The organism is Saccharopolyspora sp. NPDC002578 (assembly GCF_053592695.1).
The window spans coordinates 6711-22567 of the sequence record NZ_JBSFWJ010000003.1; the positions used below are offsets into that span (position 1 = coordinate 6711).

Sequence of the window (15857 nt, forward strand, 5' to 3'; positions counted from 1 at the left end):
GTGACAGGAAGGTTCCCTTGCTCGCACCGGTGACAGGAAGGTTCCCTTGCTCGCACCGGTGACAGGAAGGTTCCCTTGCTCGCACCGGTGACAGGAGGGTTCCCTTGCTCGCGGAGTCGGTGGGTCAGTCGTAGAGGGCTTCGAGGGTGTGGGCGTACTTGTCGTGGATGACGCGGCGGCGCAACTTCAGCGCCGGGCTGAGCTCGCCGCCCTCGGCGCCCCACTGCCGGTCGAGCAGGCGGTGGGCGAGCACCTGGCCGGACTGGCCCAGCGCGGCGTTGGCCGATTCCACCGCGCGGTCCACTTCGGCCACGACGTCGGGATGCCGGGCCAGCTCTGCCAGGCCGGTCTCGGAGATCCCGTGCGCGCGGGCCCACTCGGGCGCGGCGTCCTCGTCGAGCACGAGCAGCGCGACGACGTGCGGTCGCCCTTCGCCGAAGGCCAGCGCGTGGCCGATCAGCGGATGCGCGCGCAAGGCGTGCTCCACGACGCTGGGCGCGACGCTCTCCCCGTGGGAGCTGACGATGAGCTCGCTCTTGCGGTCGGTGACGGTGAGGTAGCCGTCCTCGACGCTGCCGACGTCCCCGGTGCGCAGCCAGCCGTCGGCGTCGGTGGCCACCCGGATCAGGCCGTCCTCCTGCAGGTGCCCTGCGCAGACGAGGGGGCCGCGGACCAGCACTTCGCCGTCCTCGTCGGTGCGGATCTCGACGTCGGGCAGCGACTTGCCGACGGTGCCGAAGCGGACGGCGCCGGGCCGGTTGGTGGCTGCCCAGCCGCTCGTCTCCGTCGATCCCCAGGTCTCGAAGATGTGGAAGCCGAGCCCGGCGAACAGGTCGAGGACGTCGCGGCCGATCGGGGCGGCCCCGCTGGCGCCCCACGCGGTGCCGTCCAGCCCGAGTCCGCTGAGGACGTCCTGCTTCTCCGCAGCGTTGTGCGCGGCGGGGAGCGCGCGAGCGATCGCGGCGAGCTTCTCCCACATCCTCGGCACCCCGAAGAAGGTGTGCGGGCGCACCGCGGGCAGTTGCCGGATGGCCTGCGTGATGCCGTTGCAGAAGTGGACGTGGGTGACGTCGTGGATCGCGCTGTAGAGGTTGCCCGCGCGTTCGGAGATGTGCGCCATCGGCAGGTAGCAGAGGGTGCTGGTGTGCGGCGGAACGCAGGTGACCCGCTGCCGGGCGGAGGCGGCGGCGAGCACGTTGCGGTGGGTGAGCACGACGGCGCGCTGCACGCCGATCGCGTCGGGGGAGTAGAGCACCGTGGCCGCGGCGTCGGGGGTGACGTTCGCGGCGTGCCGGTCCACGATCGACGGATCGCGGCGCAGGTGGTGCGCGCCGCGGTCGCGCAAGGTCCGCCAGGTGAGGAAGCGGTCGTCCTCCTCGGGGATCGCGTCGTGGTCGACGACGATGACGTGGCTGAGCGAGTCCGGTTCGCGCAGCGCCGCCGACCAGCGCCGCACGTGGTGGGCGTTGCTCAGCACGGCGATGTGCGCGCGGCTGTGCTTGGTGACGTCGCGCACTTCCCCGGAGTTCAGCGCGGGGTGCACCGCGATCGGCACCGCTCCGAGGTGGGTGACGGCCACGTCGGCCAGCCACTGCTCGGCGCTGTTGGACATCATCAGCACCACGGTCTGGCCGGCTTGCAGGCCGAGGTCGGCGAACCCGGCTGCGAGGTCGTGCACGGCTTCGGCGGCTTCGTGCCAGGTCCAGGTGCGACCGTCGGCGGTCAGCGCCGGGTGGTCGCGGTGCTCGACGGCGTTGCGGCGGAACAGGTGCGGAATGGTCGCGGTCGGTGCCTGCACCGCAGTCTCCGCGGGTGTGCTCATGTGGCTCCTCCACTCACGAGGCGGCCACCTTCGTGACATGAGTCACGGTGACCTCGCCGATGAAACCGCACGAAGGGCCGACTTGGCCAGTAGGCGGACGGGTGCGGTGCGCTCGTCCCCGGTTCGCCCTGGGTTCGTGATCCGGCGGCCGCGTTCGGCTGTCAGGGGAGCCGCTTCGCTCGTTCGGGTCCTGCCGCACTCGCTTCGGGTGACGACGGCGTCGCGACGTCCGGAGATGCCGCGCGCCGCGCGCCCGTCACGTCCGGATGGATCTCACGACCGTGACAGGAAGGTTCCCTTCCTCGCACTGGTGACAGAAAGGTTCCCTTTCGCTTCGGCGCGTGAGCCGCCGCGGTCGACCGTGGCAGAAAGGGTTCCCGTGCTCACGCCGGTGACAGAAAGGTTCCCTTCCTCGCGGACGGAGGGGTCAGACGTGGTCGCGGATGACGTCGTTGACGGCGTTCTGGAATCCGTTGACGAGCACTTGGATGGTCAGCGGCCGGAGCTGGTCGGTGGCGACGCGGACGTGTTCCCGCTCGTCGTCGGGGCGGCCGCGTTCGACGTAGGGGCGCAGCACGTTGGCGGCGAACAGTTCGCGCAGCTCGACAGCGATCTGCGTGGTGTGCTGCTCGACGATCCCCTTGGCCTGCAACAGCATTTCGAGGGGCAGTCCCAGGTCGAGTATCTGCAGGCCGACGCCGAGCATCGCGGTGTTGGGCAGCCGCACCCTGGTGAGTTCGTCGTCGAGGCCGTGCAGGATGCCGAGGGCGACGAGCTGCTGGACCAGTTCGTCGTCGAGCTGGCGGCCGGCGCGCTGGCTGAGCTCGTGCCGGGTGAGGTCCTCGCTCTGGTCGCTGGTCCACGGCGCGAGCAGGGCGCGTTGCAGGGCGAGGTCTTCGGGGGTGGCGTCGTCGGGGATTCGCTCGAGGTGGCGCTCGATGGCGGAGAGGGTGAACCCGAGCGCTTGCAGTTCCCGGATGAGGTCGAGCCGCGCGAGGTGGTCGCCGCCGTAGAGGCCGAGCCGGCCGCGCAGCCGCGGCGGGGGGAGCAGGCCTCGGGACGCGTAGAAGCGAACGGTGCGCACGGTGACGCCGGCGCGGGCGGCCAATTCGTCGATGGTGAGCTCTTCGTCCGCGGTTCGGAGCATGGTCGAGGAGCTTACTCCTTGACCGCTGTGACACCAACGATGTAACACTAATTGCGTCGCGACACGGTGTCGTGCGTGGCGGGCAGCCGCCGGCGGAGAGGTGCAGGCGTGACGGCAGAAGGCAACGGCGGTCCGTTGGCGGGCGTGCGAGTGGTGGAGCTGGCGGGCATCGGGCCTGCTCCGTTCTGCGGCATGCTGCTGGCCGACCTGGGCGCGGACGTGGTGCGCGTGGGGCGGCCCGGTGGCGGGCCGAACCAGCACGACCTGCTGGACCGCGGCAAGCGCGCGGTGTCGGTGAACCTCAAGCACGAGCAGGGCCCGGCGGCGGTGCTGGCGCTGGTGGAGCAGGCCGACGTGCTGATCGAGGGTTTCCGCCCGGGCGTCGCCGAACGGCTCGGAGTGGGCCCGGAGCAGTGCTGGGAGGTCAACCCGAAGCTCGTGTTCGGCCGGATGACCGGCTGGGGCCAGGACGGGCCGCTGGCGTTGACCGCGGGACACGACGTCGGCTACATCGCGCTGAGCGGCATGCTGCACGCCATCGGCCGCAAGGGCGGACCCCCGCAGGTCCCGGCGAACCTGCTCGGCGACTTCGGCGGCGGTGCGATGTACCTGGCGGTCGGCGTGCTGGCGGCGGTGCTGCAGGCGCGCACCAGCGGGCAGGGCCAGGTCGTCGACGCGTCCATCGTGGACGGTGCGGCGCACCTGGGGTCGATGCTGTTCGGCTTCCACGCTGCGGGCGTGTGGAACACCGAGCGCGGCACGAACATGCTCGACACCGGCGCCCCGTACTACGACGTGTACGAGACCTCCGACGGCGAGTACATGGCGGTCGGCGCGCTGGAACCGCAGTTCTACGCGGAACTGCTCGCCCGCCTCGACCTGACCGAGCAGGCCCCGGACCGCGACGACCCGGCGAACTGGCCCGAGCTGCGCGAGCGGCTCGCGGAGGTCTTCGCCCGGCGCACCCGCGCGGAGTGGACGGAGGTGTTCGACGGATCGGACGCCTGCGTCGCACCGGTGCTGTCGATGACCGAAGCCCAGAACCACCCGCACATCCGCGCCCGCGGCACGTTGCCGAGCCCCGACGGCGTGCTGCAACCCGCTCCCGCGCCGCGCTTCTCCCACACCCCGAGTTCACCGCCGCGCCCGGTCGCCGTGCCGGACACCGCGGTGCTGGCGGACTGGCAGGTGTCCGGCGCCGCCGACCTGCTGGCCTCCGGAGCGATCCACGAGGCGTGAGCGAGTTCGGGCTCCGCCGCTGCCAAGACCACGACGACACGTTCTGCACGGGCTGTTGAAAGGAAGCGTGAACCTCAGATGCGCAGGGATCTGTTCGAGGCGGAGCACGAAGCGTTCCGCGAGGCCGCCAAGGCGTTCATCGCCAAGGAACTGCTGCCCCACCAGGAGGAGTGGGAAGCGGCGGGCGTGGTCAGTCGCGAAGCGTGGCTGGCCGCAGGCAAGCAGGGCCTGCTGGGCATGGCCGTCGACGAGGAGTACGGCGGTGGCGGCGTCGACGACTTCCGGTTCAACGTCGTGCTCGACGAAGAGCTGGTCAACGCCGGGATCAACGGATTCGGCTCGCCGGTGCACACCGACATCAACCTCCCGTACCTGACGCGGCTGGGCACCGAGGAGCAGAAGCAGCGGTGGCTGCCCGGTTTCTGCTCCGGCGAGACGATCACCGCGATCGCCATGACCGAGCCGGGCGCGGGCAGCGACCTGCAGGGCATGCGCACCACGGCGGTCCGCGACGGCGACCACTACGTCCTCAACGGGCAGAAGACGTTCATCTCCAACGGCATCAACGCCGACCTGGTGATCGTCGCGGCCCGCACCGACCCGGACGCGGGCGCCCAGGGCATCAGCCTACTGGTGGTGGAACGCGGCATGGAGGGCTTCGAGCGCGGCCGGAACCTGGACAAGATCGGCCAGAAGTCGCAGGACACCGCGGAGTTGTACTTCAACGACGTGCGGGTGCCCGCGACGAACCTGCTCGGCGAAGAGGGCCAGGGCTTCATCTACCTGATGCAGAACCTGCCGCAGGAGCGGCTGTCCATCGCCGTCGCCGCGATCGCCAGCGCCGAGAAGGTCCTGGAGATCACCAAGCAGTACTGCCGGGACCGCACCGCGTTCGGCCGCCCCATCGGCAAGTTCCAGAACACCCGCTTCGAGCTGGCGGAGATGGCCACCGAAGTGCAGATCGGCCGCGTGTTCACCGACCGTTGCGTCGCCGACCACGTTCGCGGTGAACTGAGCGTGGAGCACGCCGCCATGGCCAAGTGGTGGCTCACCGAGATGAACAAGCGCGTCGTGGACCGCTGCCTGCAGCTGCACGGCGGGTACGGCTACATGATGGAGTACCCGGTCGCGAAGGCCTTCCTGGACTCGCGGGTGCAGACGATCTACGGCGGCACCACCGAGATCATGAAGGAGATCGTGGGGCGCTCGCTGGGAATCTGAGAACCTGTCCGGGCGGGCATTGTTCGTCCGCGTCCTGCCAGCGGCGGAGCCGCTGAGCAGTGACCGGCTTGAGCAGGTCGACCACCGGAGAGGTGCGGCATGGACTGGATGGTCACTCCCGGCGCGGATCGTGCGCTGTCCGACGTGCTGCCCTCGACGCTCGCCGCCCTCGGCGTCGCGGGATTCACCGACACCCTCGGGATTCCGCGATGCCGGGCGGCGGCGGTGCTGCTCGTCGACGGGCTCGGCTGGTCCCTGCTGCACGAGCACGCCGCCGACGCCCCGTTCCTGGCCGCGCTGGCGACCCGCGAGCCGCTGCTGGCCGGGTTCCCCACCACGACGGCCACCAGCATCACCTCGCTCGGCACCGGCTTGGCAGCCGGGGCGCACGGCATCGTCGGCTACACCTTCGCCGAACCGTCCGGCGGCCTGCTGCACCCGCTGGCCTGGGCCACCCACGGCACCGCCCGCGACGCGCGCGGGAAGCGGCGCAGCCTGCTCGACGCGTGGCCGCCGGAGACCGCGCAGCCCGAGCCGACGATGCTGCAACGCGCCGCCGACGCGGGCGTCCAGGTGCGCTCGGTGGCTCCCGCCGAGTTCGGCGGCACCGGGCTGACCAGGGCCGCGCTGCGCGGCGGCGACTTCCGCGGGGTGCACGCGCTCGGCGACCTCGGCGCGGAAGTGCTCGCCGCGCTCGCCGAACCCGGCCCCGCGCTGTGCTACGCCTACCACGGCCACCTCGACCTCGTCGGGCACGGGCACGGGCCCGGCTCGCTGCCCTGGCGGATCCAGCTCGCGCAGGTCGACACGCTGGTGTCCTCGATCGCGCAGCGACTGCCCGGCGGCTCCCAGCTGCTCGTCGTCGCCGACCACGGCATGGTCGCCATCGACCCGGCGGGCACGGTCGACGCCGACACCGATCCCGCGTTGAGCGCCGGTGTCCGGCTGCTCGGCGGCGACGCCCGAGCCCGCCACGTCTACTCCGAACCCGGTGCGCGCGACGACGTGCTGCATGCGTGGCGCGGGGTGCTGGGGGAGCGCGGCGCGGTGGTGACCGGTGAGCAGGCCGTCGACGAAGGCTGGTTCGGCCCCGTCGTGGCCGACTCGGTGCGCCCGCGCATCGGCGACGTGCTGGCGGTGCTGCGCGATACGGCGGTGATCCGCTCCGCGGTGGAACCGGGGGAGTCCTCGCTGCGCGGGCACCACGGTTCGCTCACCGCGGCCGAGCAGTTCGTCCCCTTGCTCGTGGCGCAAGGGTGATCGCGGTGGCGTGACGGCGACGGAGGTCGACGATGACCGGCGAGGACGCGTTCGACACCCCGGACCGGGGCTACTTCGGCCCGGATGCGGTGAGCTGGCACCTGCACGGCGACCCGGCCATGTGGGCGGCCGGGATCTGCAGCCTGTACCTGCAGGCGCTGCACCCGCGCGCGGTCGCGGGCGTCGTGCAGAACTCCGATTTCCAGCGCGACCCGCTCGGCAGGCTGCGGCGCACCAGCGCGTTCGTCGGACTCGCCACCTACGGTGGCCGCGCCGAAGTGGACCGCGCCGCGGCGCGGGTGCGGCACGTGCATTCGATCCTCACCGCCACCGACCCCCGCGACGGCTCACCGATCCGGCTCGACGAGCCGGAACTGCTGCGGTGGGTGCACTGCGCCGAGGTCGCCTCGTTCGCGTCGGTGGTGCGGCGCGGCGGATTCCCGCTCACCGGTGCGCTGCTCGACCGGTACTTCGACGAGCAGCGCCGCGGCGCGGGGCTCGTCGGCCTCGACCCGGCGACCGTGCCCGGTTCCCGGTGGGAGATGGCGGCCTACTTCGCCCGGATGCGGCCGCTGCTCGCGCGGACCGAGGACGCCGAGCTGATCTACCGCTTCCTGCACCGGCCGTTCCCCGAGTGGTGGCGGTCCGGGGTGAACCTGGCCTACCGGCCTGTAGGGCACCTCGCCTACTCGCTGCTGCCCGGGTGGGCGCGGCGGATCTACGGCCGGCCCGCGTTCCCGCGCGCCGCGGTGACGGCGGGGCTGCGGGCCGCCAGAGCGACGGGTCTCGCGGTGCCGGGGGCGATCCGCTGGCGCTTCCCCGCCGATCACGTGCTGCGCGCCGTGGAACGCCTCGGCGAACCCGCGTACCCGTCGGCCCGCGCCGTCGCGGCGCTGGGAGCGGCGTAGGCGGGTTCAGCGCAGGAACGAGTCCCGGGAGAAGTCCTCGTCGTCCCAGTCCTGGCCGCGGCGGGTCGGCGGGGTGCTCGGCGCGTTCGGGGCGGGGCGGTTCGGCGCGGCGGGCGGGGTTTCCGCGCGCGGCGGTGCGGCGGGCGGTTCCGGGCGGGCCGCGGGCTGGTCGTCGAGACCGGCCGGGGGCTGGGCGCCGTGGGCGTTGTAGGCCTCGCGGAACTGCTCGGCGCGGTCGCCCAGCACCGGTTCCACGGTGGCGTTCATCGTCTCCGCGGCCTGCTGGGTGGCCTGCCGGATGGTCTGCATGATCGCTTGCTGCAGGGCGGTGTGGGACTGGCGCATCGCCTGCTGGCTCAGGCGCAGGTCGAGGACGGCTCCGGAGGGGGCGACGGCGACCGTGACCGCGCCGTCCTGGCTGCGCGCCTCACCGCGGATCGCGCCCATCTTGTCCTTGAGCTGTGCCGCGGCGGTCGCCTGCTCCTCGAAGCGGGCCAGCATCTCCTGGATGCGCTGCTGAGCACTGGACATGAAAAATCTCCCCAGATCCGAACGTTTTCAGGGAGCGTAGCCAGTGCGGTCCGATCACCGGGTGGGTTCCACCGATTCGGCCGTCGCGCGCGGTGTCGATCACAGTGGTGCGAGGCACAATAGGGGGAGCGGGAGGCCTTGTCGACCTCTTGTATCTATGCGCAGATCCGCCTAAAGTTCCCGATGTTCGGAATGGCAATTCCGCATAGCGAAATCCTCGATGCTGAGGAGGCGTGCCCATGTCCTCGACCGGCATCACCGCGGTCCCCGGCGCCGACCTCGACCGGTTGGTGCGGCGCATCCGCGACGTGCTCCCGGAGAACGCGGTGATCACCGACCCGCAACGGCGCCGCATTTACGAATGCGACGGCCTGGCCAGCTACCGGGTGGTGCCCGCCCTGGTCGTCCTGCCGGAGAACACCGAGCAGGTCCAGCACGTCGTCGCGGCCTGCGCCGAACAGCAGGTGCCCTTCGTCGCGCGCGGCTCCGGCACCGGCCTGTCCGGCGGGGCGCTGCCGCACTCCGAAGGCGTGCTCATCGTGACCTCGAAGATGCGCCGCATCCTGGAGGTCGACGTCGCCAACCAGCGCGCCGTCGTCGAACCCGGCGTGATCAACCTCGACGTCACCGGCGCCGCCGCCCCGCACGGCTACTACTTCGCGCCCGACCCGTCGAGCCAGCAGGTGTGCTCCGTCGGCGGCAACGTCGCCGAGAACTCCGGTGGCGCGCACTGCCTCAAGTACGGGTTCACCACCCACCACATCCTCGGACTGCAGGTCGTGACACCCGACGGCGAACTCGTCGAACTCGGCGGCACCGCGCGGGAAGCACCCGGCTACGACCTGCTCGGCGCGTTCATCGGCAGCGAAGGCACGCTCGGCGTCGTCACCCGGATCACCGTGCGGTTGCTGCGAAAACCGGAAGTCGTGCAGACCCTGCTCGCCGGATTCGCCTCCACCGACGACGCGGGCGCCGCCGTCTCCGCCATCATCAGCGCCGGCGTCACGCCCGCCGCCATCGAAATGATGGACGCGCTCGCCATCGAAGCCGCCGAACAAGCCGTCCACTGCGGATACCCCGACGGCGCGGGCGCCGTCCTCGTCGTCGAACTCGACGGCCCCGCCGCCGAAGTCGAGCACACCTTCGCCGAAGTGCGGCGGCACTGCGACGAGCACGGCGCCTTCGAGATCCGCGTCGCCGCCGACGACCACGAACGCGCCATGATCTGGAAGGGCCGCAAATCCGCGTTCGCCGCCGTCGGCCGCATCAGCCCCGACTACATCGTGCAGGACGGGGTGATCCCGCGGACCGCGCTGCCCGAAGTCCTCGGCCGCATCGCCCGGCTCTCCGCCGACTCCGGGGTCCGCGTCGCCAACGTCTTCCACGCCGGAGACGGCAACCTGCACCCCCTGGTGCTGTTCGACGACGCCGAGCGGGGCGCGGCGGAACGCGCCGAAGCGGTCTCGGGAGCGATCCTCGACCTGTGCATCGAACACGGCGGCTCCATCACCGGAGAACACGGCGTCGGCACCGACAAGGTCAAGTACATGGGCCGGATGTTCACCGACGACGACCTCGACACCATGCAACTCGTGCGGTGCGCGTTCGACCCCGCCGGGATCTGCAACCCCGGCAAGGTGTTCCCGACACCGCGGCTGTGCGGCGAAGTGCCCGGCCCGCGCCGCGGAGTGCACCCGCTCACCGAAGCAGGATTGGCGGACCAGTTCTGATGCCCGCGAACACCACCACCCCCGCCGCCCGCGCCGCGCTGGAATCCGCAGCGGGCACCGGCAAGATCCGCGACGCGACGGCCGCCGACGAGGTCGCCGGCGTCCGGCCCACGTGGGTCGCCGCGGCCGCGGGCACCGAAGACGTCTCGGCGATCCTGCGCGCCGCCGCCGAACACGAACTCACCGTCGTGCCGCGCGGATCCGGCAGCAAGCTCGACTGGGGCGCCGCGCCGCGCTCCGCGGACCTGCTGCTGGACCTGTCCACCGACAGCGGGATCGTCGAACACGCCGCCGGTGACCTGGTGCTCAGCGCCCGAGCCGGCACCCCGCTGGCCACCCTGCACGCCACCGCCGCCGAAGCCGGCCAGCAACTGCCCATCGACCCGCCGGCCCGCACCGCCACCGCGGGCGGCGTCGTGGCCACCGCGACCTCCGGCCCCGGCCGGTACTTCTTCGGCGGCGTGCGCGACCTGCTCATCGGCATCACCGTGGTGCGCGCCGACGGCACCGTCACGACCTCCGGCGGCAAAGTCGTCAAGAACGTCGCGGGCTACGACCTCGGCAAGCTCTACACCGGATCGTTCGGCACCCTCGGAGTGATCACCGAAGTGGTGTTCCGGCTGCACCCCCTCGCCGCCGAACACCGCTGGATCAGCAGCACCGTCGAAGGCGCCGCCGACGCGGCCGCCATCGTCGACACCTACCGGCACTGCCAGGCGATGCCCACCGCCATCGAACTCGACCGCCCGGAACCCGGCGGCGCCATCACCGTGAGCGCGCAGCTCGAAGGACGCCCCGACGCCACCCACGACCGCGCCGAAGCGCTCGCCCGCGACGTCGGCGGCACCGTCCACGACCGCACGCCCGACTGGTGGGGGCAGCACCCGTTCGGGCCCGCGGACAACGCGCTGCGGCTCGGCGCCGAACCCGCCGCGCTGACCGCGCTGCTCACCGCCACCGACCGCGCCGCCGCCGACACCGGCCTGTCGCCCGCGCTGCGCGGAGCCGCCGGGCTCGGCGTGCTCCACGCCGGACTGCCCGCCGACGCCGACCCCCGCGCCGTCGCCGACCTCGTCGCCGCACTGCGCGACCGGCTCGACTACGCCGTGCTGGAACGCGGAACCGCCGCCGTGCGCGACGCCCTCGACCCGTGGGGACCGCAACCCGCCGGGATCCGCAGCCTGACGAGGCGGATCAAAGACCACTTCGACCCCGGACACCGACTCGCCCCCGGCCGTTTCGCGGGAGGAATCTGATGAGCGACACCCCACCGCACGACCTGCTGCGCAGCGGCGCGTTCGACGCGCAGCACCCGCCGCAGCGCGAACTCATCGATGACTGCGTCCACTGCGGATTCTGCCTGCCCAGCTGCCCCACCTACGACCTGTGGGGCGAGGAGATGGACTCGCCGCGCGGGCGGATCTACCTCATGAAGGAAGGGCTCGAAGGCGAACCCATGACCGACACCATGGTCGGTCACATGGACGCCTGCCTCGGCTGCATGGCCTGCGTCAGCGCCTGCCCCTCCGGGGTGCGCTACGGCACCCTCATCAACGAGACCCGCGCCCAGATCGAACGCAACCACACCCGGAGCCGGTGGGAGAAGCTGCTGCGCACCGCGATCTTCACGGTGTTCCCCTACCCGCGCAGGCTCCGCGCGATGCGCGGCCCCCTCGCCCTCTACCAACGCCTCCGCCTCGGCGCACTGCTGCGGCGCACCGGCATCACCGCCGCGCTGCCGCCGCACCTGCGCACCATGGAATCGCTCGCGCCGCCGATCAACCGGGCCCCCCGGCTCGGCCACCGGGTGCCCGCGCGAGGAGCCCGCCGCGCCACCGTCGGCATGATCACCGGCTGCGTGCAGAGCGCCTTCTTTCCCGACGTCAACGCCGCCACCGCCCGCGTGCTCGCCGCCGAAGGCTGCGACGTCGTCATCCCGCCTGCGCAAGGATGCTGCGGAGCGCTCAGCGAACATTCCGGCCGCGAAGAGGAGGCCGTGGCGTTCGCACGGGCCCTGCTCGACACCTTCGACGAGTCCCGCGTGGACCACATCGTGATCAACTCGGCGGGCTGCGGATCCACCCTCAAGGAATACCCGCAGCTGCTGCGCGACGACCCGCACTACGCCGCCAAAGCCGAACGGTTCGCCGCCAAGGTGCGCGACATCGCCGAACTGCTCACCGAACTCGGCCCCACCGCCACCCGCCACCCCCTGCCCGCCGCCATCGCCTACCACGACGCCTGCCACCTCAGCCACGGCCAAGGCATCCGCTCCCAGCCGCGCGACCTGCTCCGCGGCATCCCCGGCCTCGAACTCCGCGAGATCAACCGCGGCGAACTGTGCTGCGGCTCGGCCGGGATCTACAACCTGCTGCAGCCCGAAGCCGCCCAGGAACTCGGCGACCGCAAAGCCGCCCACGTCCAGGACACCCGCGCCGACCTGCTCGTCACCGCCAACCCCGGCTGCTCCATGCAGATCCGCGCCGCGCTCGAACGACGCGGCGAAGCGCTCCCGATGGCCCACACCGTGCAAGTGCTCGACGCCTCGATCCGCGGCGAAGCAGTCGACACCCTCCTGCACACCTGACCGCGTGACAGGAAGGTTCCCTTCCTCGCCGAGTCCGATGAGCCCCGGCCGAGCGAGGGTCCCTCTTGCGCATCGGTGACAGAAAGGTTCCCTTGCTCGCACTGGTGACAGGAAGGTTCCCTTCCTCGCACCAGTGGGCGAACGCGTGGGCCCGCTCGACGGGCTTCTCCAAGCGGGCCGGCAGCGGTCGCGAGTCCAGTGGGGACGAAGCCGGTCAAGGCGCCGGGTGAACCCCTCCGCGGCGTCTGGTCAGCACTACCGGACGTGCCCACGCGCGGTTATCGTCGCCGTCTCGACACGTCGGGTCTCCGCCACAAAGGAGTGGTCGTGTACCAACAGATCCTGGCCCCGTTGTTCGGTTCGCTCGGCTGGAGCGCGGTAGCGGCGGCACTGCCGTTGCTCGTGCTGTTCGCCCTGCTGGGCCTCGTGCGCATGACGGCGTGGAAGGCCTCGCTCATCGCGCTGGCCGTCGCGCTCGCGATCGCGATGTTCGTCTACCCGATGCCCGTGGACCAGGCGCTGCTGTCGGCGACGCTCGGGGCGGCGTTCGGCTTCTTCCCGATCCTGTGGATCGTCATCAACGCCATCTGGATCTACCAGATGACCGTTACGACCGGGCATTTCGACGTGCTGCAACGCAGCTTCTCCAGGATCAGCGGCGACCGCCGGATCCAAGCCATGATCATCGCGTTCTGCTTCGGCGCGCTGCTCGAAGCCCTCGCCGGCTTCGGCACACCGGTCGCGATCACCACGGTGATGCTGCTGGCGCTCGGCATCAGCCCGATGACGTCGGCCGTCGTCGCGTTGGTCGCCAACACCGCGCCCGTCGCCTACGGAGCTCTCGCTTCGCCGCTGGTGACGCTGGCGAGCGTCACCGAGCTGCCGCTGGCCGACCTCGGCGCCATGACCGGGAGGCAGACCCCGCTGCTCGCGCTGTTCGTGCCGATGGTCCTCGTCGGCATCATCGACGGCGTGCGCGGCGTCCGGGAGACCCTGCCGGCGACCCTCACCTGTGGGATCACCTTCGCCGTCGCCCAGTTCGCGGCGTCCAACTACGTCTCCGTCCCGCTGACCGACATCATCGCCGCGCTCCTGGCGGCGGGAGCGACGGTGCTGCTGATGCGGGTGTGGACCCCGCGCGGCGCCGAACCGCCCACCTCCGAACCCGCGGGCAGCCGAGCGGAGGTGCTGCGCGCCTACGCGCCCTACCTGATCATCATCGCGGTGTTCGTCGTCGCCCAGCTGGGACCGATCGCCGACCTGCTCGACGCCGTCACGCTCAAGTTCAACTGGCCCGGACTCGACATCCGCGATGCCGGCGGCGAAGCGCTCTCGCTCACCGAGTTCAAGTTCAACTGGCTGTCCGGAGCGGGCTCGCTGCTGCTGATCGCGGGACTGCTCACCATCCCCGTGATCGGCATCAGCGCGCGCGCCGCCCTCGGCCGCTACGCCGCGACCTACCGGCAGCTCGCCTGGGCGATCGTGACGGTGATGACCGTGCTCGCCATCGCCTACGTCATGAACACCTCCGGACAGACCGCGACGCTCGGCACCTGGATGGCGGCCACCGGTGGGTTGTTCGCCTTCCTCTCGCCGATCCTCGGGTGGCTGGGCGTCGCCGTCACCGGCTCGGACACCTCGTCCAACTCGCTGTTCGGCGCGCTGCAGGTCACCGCGGCCGAACAGGCGGGGATCGATCCGATGCTGGCCGCCGCCGCCAACGGCTCGGGCGGGGTGCTCGGCAAGATGATCTCGCCGCAGAACCTGGCGATCGCCGCCGGAGCCGTCGGCATGGCCGGGCGCGAGGGCGACCTCTTCCGTCGAGTCCTCCCGTTCAGCCTCGGCTTCCTCCTGCTGATGTGCGCCCTCATCGCCCTGCAAGCGACCCCGGTCCTGTCCTGGATGACCGTGATGTGAGCAAGGGAACCTTTCTGTCACCGAGGAGAGGAAGGGAACCTTCCGGTCAAGGAGGCGCACGTTGCACGCCCTTCCGGCTGCGAGGAAGGGAACCTTTCTGCCACCGGTGGCAGGAAAGTTCCCTTCCTCGCACCGACGGGCATTGACTGTGACAGTGTTGGTGTCACACTCTGGGTGGAGTACTAGGCCGCAACGAGGAGGCACGTCGCCCATGTCCGAGGCGCTCGTCTACGACGCGATCCGCACCCCGCGCGGTCGCGGCAAGAAAACCGGATCGCTGCACGGGACCAAACCGATCAGCCTGGTCGTCGGGCTGGTCGACGAACTCCGCAGGCGCCATCCGGGGCTCGACCCCGACCTGATCGACGACCTCGTGCTCGGCGTCGTATCGCCGATGGGCGACCAGGGCGGCGACATCGCCAAGACCGCCGCGCTGGCATCCGGCCTGCCCGACACCGTCAGCGGCGTCCAGCTCAACCGGTTCTGCGCGTCCGGCCTCGAAGCCGTGAACGTCGCCGCGCAGAAGGTCCGCTCCGGCTGGGAGGACGCCGTCCTCGCCGGCGGTGTCGAATCCATGTCCCGCGTGCCGATGGGATCCGACGGCGGCGCCTGGGCGATGGACCCGGAGACGAACTTCGAGACGTCCTTCGTGCCGCAGGGCATCGGGGCCGACCTGATCGCCACCCTCGAAGGCTTCGACCGCGCCACCGTCGACACCTACGCCGCCGAGTCCCAGACCCGAGCCGCCAAGGCGTGGGCCGACGGACGCTTCTCCCGCAGCGTGGTGCCCGTCGTCGACCGAAACGGCCGCACCATCCTGGATCGCGACGAGCACATCCGCGCCAACACCACCGCGGACAGCCTCGGTGGGCTCAACCCGTCCTTCGCCGCCATCGGTGACATGGGCGGATTCGACTCCGTGGCGCTGCAGAAGTACCACTGGGTCGAGCAGATCGACCACGTGCACACCCCCGGCAACTCCTCCGGGATCGTCGACGGCGCCGCGCTCACCCTCATCGGCAGCGAGAGCCTCGGCGAACGCACCGGCCTGCGCCCGCGCGCCCGCATCGTGTCCACTGCGCTGAGCGGAGCCGACCCGACGATCATGCTGACGGGCCCCGGCCCGGCCGTGCGCAAGGCGCTGGCCAAGGCGGAGATGACCATCGATCAGATGGACCTGATCGAGATCAACGAGGCGTTCGCCGCCGTGCCGCTGCGGTTCATGAAGGAATTCGGCGTGCCGCACGACAAGGTCAACGTCAACGGCGGCGCCATCGCGATGGGGCATCCGCTCGGCGCGACGGGCGCCATGATCCTCGGCACCCTCATCGATGAGCTCGAACGCCGTGAGCAGCGCTACGGCGTCGCCACCCTCTGCGTCGGCGGCGGCATGGGCATCGCCACCGTCATCGAACGGCTCAGCTGACCCCACCCCGGATCGAAGCCGCACCGGCCGCTGCGCCGCGAGGAAGGGAACCATCCTGTCACCGGTGAC

General features: G+C 71.3%; 12 protein-coding genes. 9 read left to right on the forward strand and 3 right to left on the reverse strand.

The window, feature by feature from the left end; translation table 11 throughout:
• Positions 1-124: 124 nt before the first annotated feature.
• Entirely contained in the window at positions 125-1822 is a 1698-nt protein-coding gene (locus tag ACWD38_RS02615; protein WP_450123197.1) for an AMP-dependent synthetase/ligase, read from the reverse strand.
• 427 nt (positions 1823-2249) lie between these two features.
• Positions 2250-2969 (reverse strand): MerR family transcriptional regulator, encoded by a 720-nt coding sequence (locus tag ACWD38_RS02620; RefSeq protein WP_184482183.1) that lies wholly within the window; start codon positions 2967-2969, stop codon positions 2250-2252.
• Between the two features lie 108 nt (positions 2970-3077).
• Here ACWD38_RS02620 and ACWD38_RS02625 point away from each other — a divergent pair, with 108 nt between their 5' ends.
• The 4 genes from ACWD38_RS02625 to ACWD38_RS02640 all read left to right on the forward strand — a co-directional run bounded on the left by ACWD38_RS02625 (position 3078) and on the right by ACWD38_RS02640 (position 7597).
• Positions 3078-4208 carry a CaiB/BaiF CoA transferase family protein gene (locus tag ACWD38_RS02625; RefSeq protein WP_343071567.1) on the forward strand — a complete coding sequence of 377 codons (1131 nt, stop codon included), beginning with the start codon at positions 3078-3080 and terminating at the stop codon, positions 4206-4208.
• Positions 4209-4286: 78 nt separating this feature from the next.
• Positions 4287-5429 carry an acyl-CoA dehydrogenase family protein gene (locus ACWD38_RS02630; protein WP_450123198.1) on the forward strand — a complete coding sequence of 381 codons (1143 nt, stop codon included), beginning with the start codon at positions 4287-4289 and terminating at the stop codon, positions 5427-5429.
• 99 nt (positions 5430-5528) lie between these two features.
• Positions 5529-6689 carry an alkaline phosphatase family protein gene (locus ACWD38_RS02635; RefSeq protein ID WP_450123199.1) on the forward strand — a complete coding sequence of 387 codons (1161 nt, stop codon included), beginning with the start codon at positions 5529-5531 and terminating at the stop codon, positions 6687-6689.
• A 32-nt stretch (positions 6690-6721) separates the two neighbouring features.
• The gene (locus ACWD38_RS02640) at positions 6722-7597 is read left to right on the forward strand and encodes an oxygenase MpaB family protein (RefSeq protein ID WP_450123200.1); all 876 of its coding nucleotides are present in this window, start codon (positions 6722-6724) and stop codon (positions 7595-7597) included.
• Positions 7598-7603: 6 nt separating this feature from the next.
• Here ACWD38_RS02640 and ACWD38_RS02645 read toward each other — a convergent pair whose 3' ends face one another.
• Entirely contained in the window at positions 7604-8128 is a 525-nt protein-coding gene (locus ACWD38_RS02645) for a YbaB/EbfC family nucleoid-associated protein (protein WP_184482174.1), read from the reverse strand.
• A 239-nt stretch (positions 8129-8367) separates the two neighbouring features.
• Between ACWD38_RS02645 and ACWD38_RS02650 the strand changes: the two genes are divergently transcribed.
• From ACWD38_RS02650 to ACWD38_RS02670, 5 genes are all read left to right on the forward strand, one after another.
• On the forward strand, positions 8368-9858 hold the full coding sequence (locus ACWD38_RS02650) for an FAD-linked oxidase C-terminal domain-containing protein (protein WP_450123201.1): 1491 nt from the start codon (positions 8368-8370) through the stop codon (positions 9856-9858).
• Complete coding sequence (locus ACWD38_RS02655) at positions 9858-11114, forward strand: FAD-binding oxidoreductase (RefSeq protein ID WP_450123202.1); 1257 nt, start codon at positions 9858-9860, stop codon at positions 11112-11114. The genes ACWD38_RS02650 and ACWD38_RS02655 overlap by 1 nt, the downstream gene beginning before the upstream one ends.
• The gene (gene glcF, locus ACWD38_RS02660) at positions 11114-12445 is read left to right on the forward strand and encodes a glycolate oxidase subunit GlcF (RefSeq protein ID WP_450123203.1); all 1332 of its coding nucleotides are present in this window, start codon (positions 11114-11116) and stop codon (positions 12443-12445) included. Before ACWD38_RS02655 ends, glcF begins: the two co-directional genes overlap by 1 nt.
• Positions 12446-12772: 327 nt before the next feature.
• Positions 12773-14362: a lactate permease LctP family transporter gene (locus ACWD38_RS02665; RefSeq protein WP_184482166.1), complete on the forward strand. Its 1590-nt coding sequence runs from the start codon at positions 12773-12775 to the stop codon at positions 14360-14362.
• A 211-nt stretch (positions 14363-14573) separates the two neighbouring features.
• Entirely contained in the window at positions 14574-15788 is a 1215-nt protein-coding gene (locus ACWD38_RS02670; protein ID WP_184482164.1) for an acetyl-CoA C-acetyltransferase, read from the forward strand.
• Positions 15789-15857 lie beyond the last annotated feature (69 nt).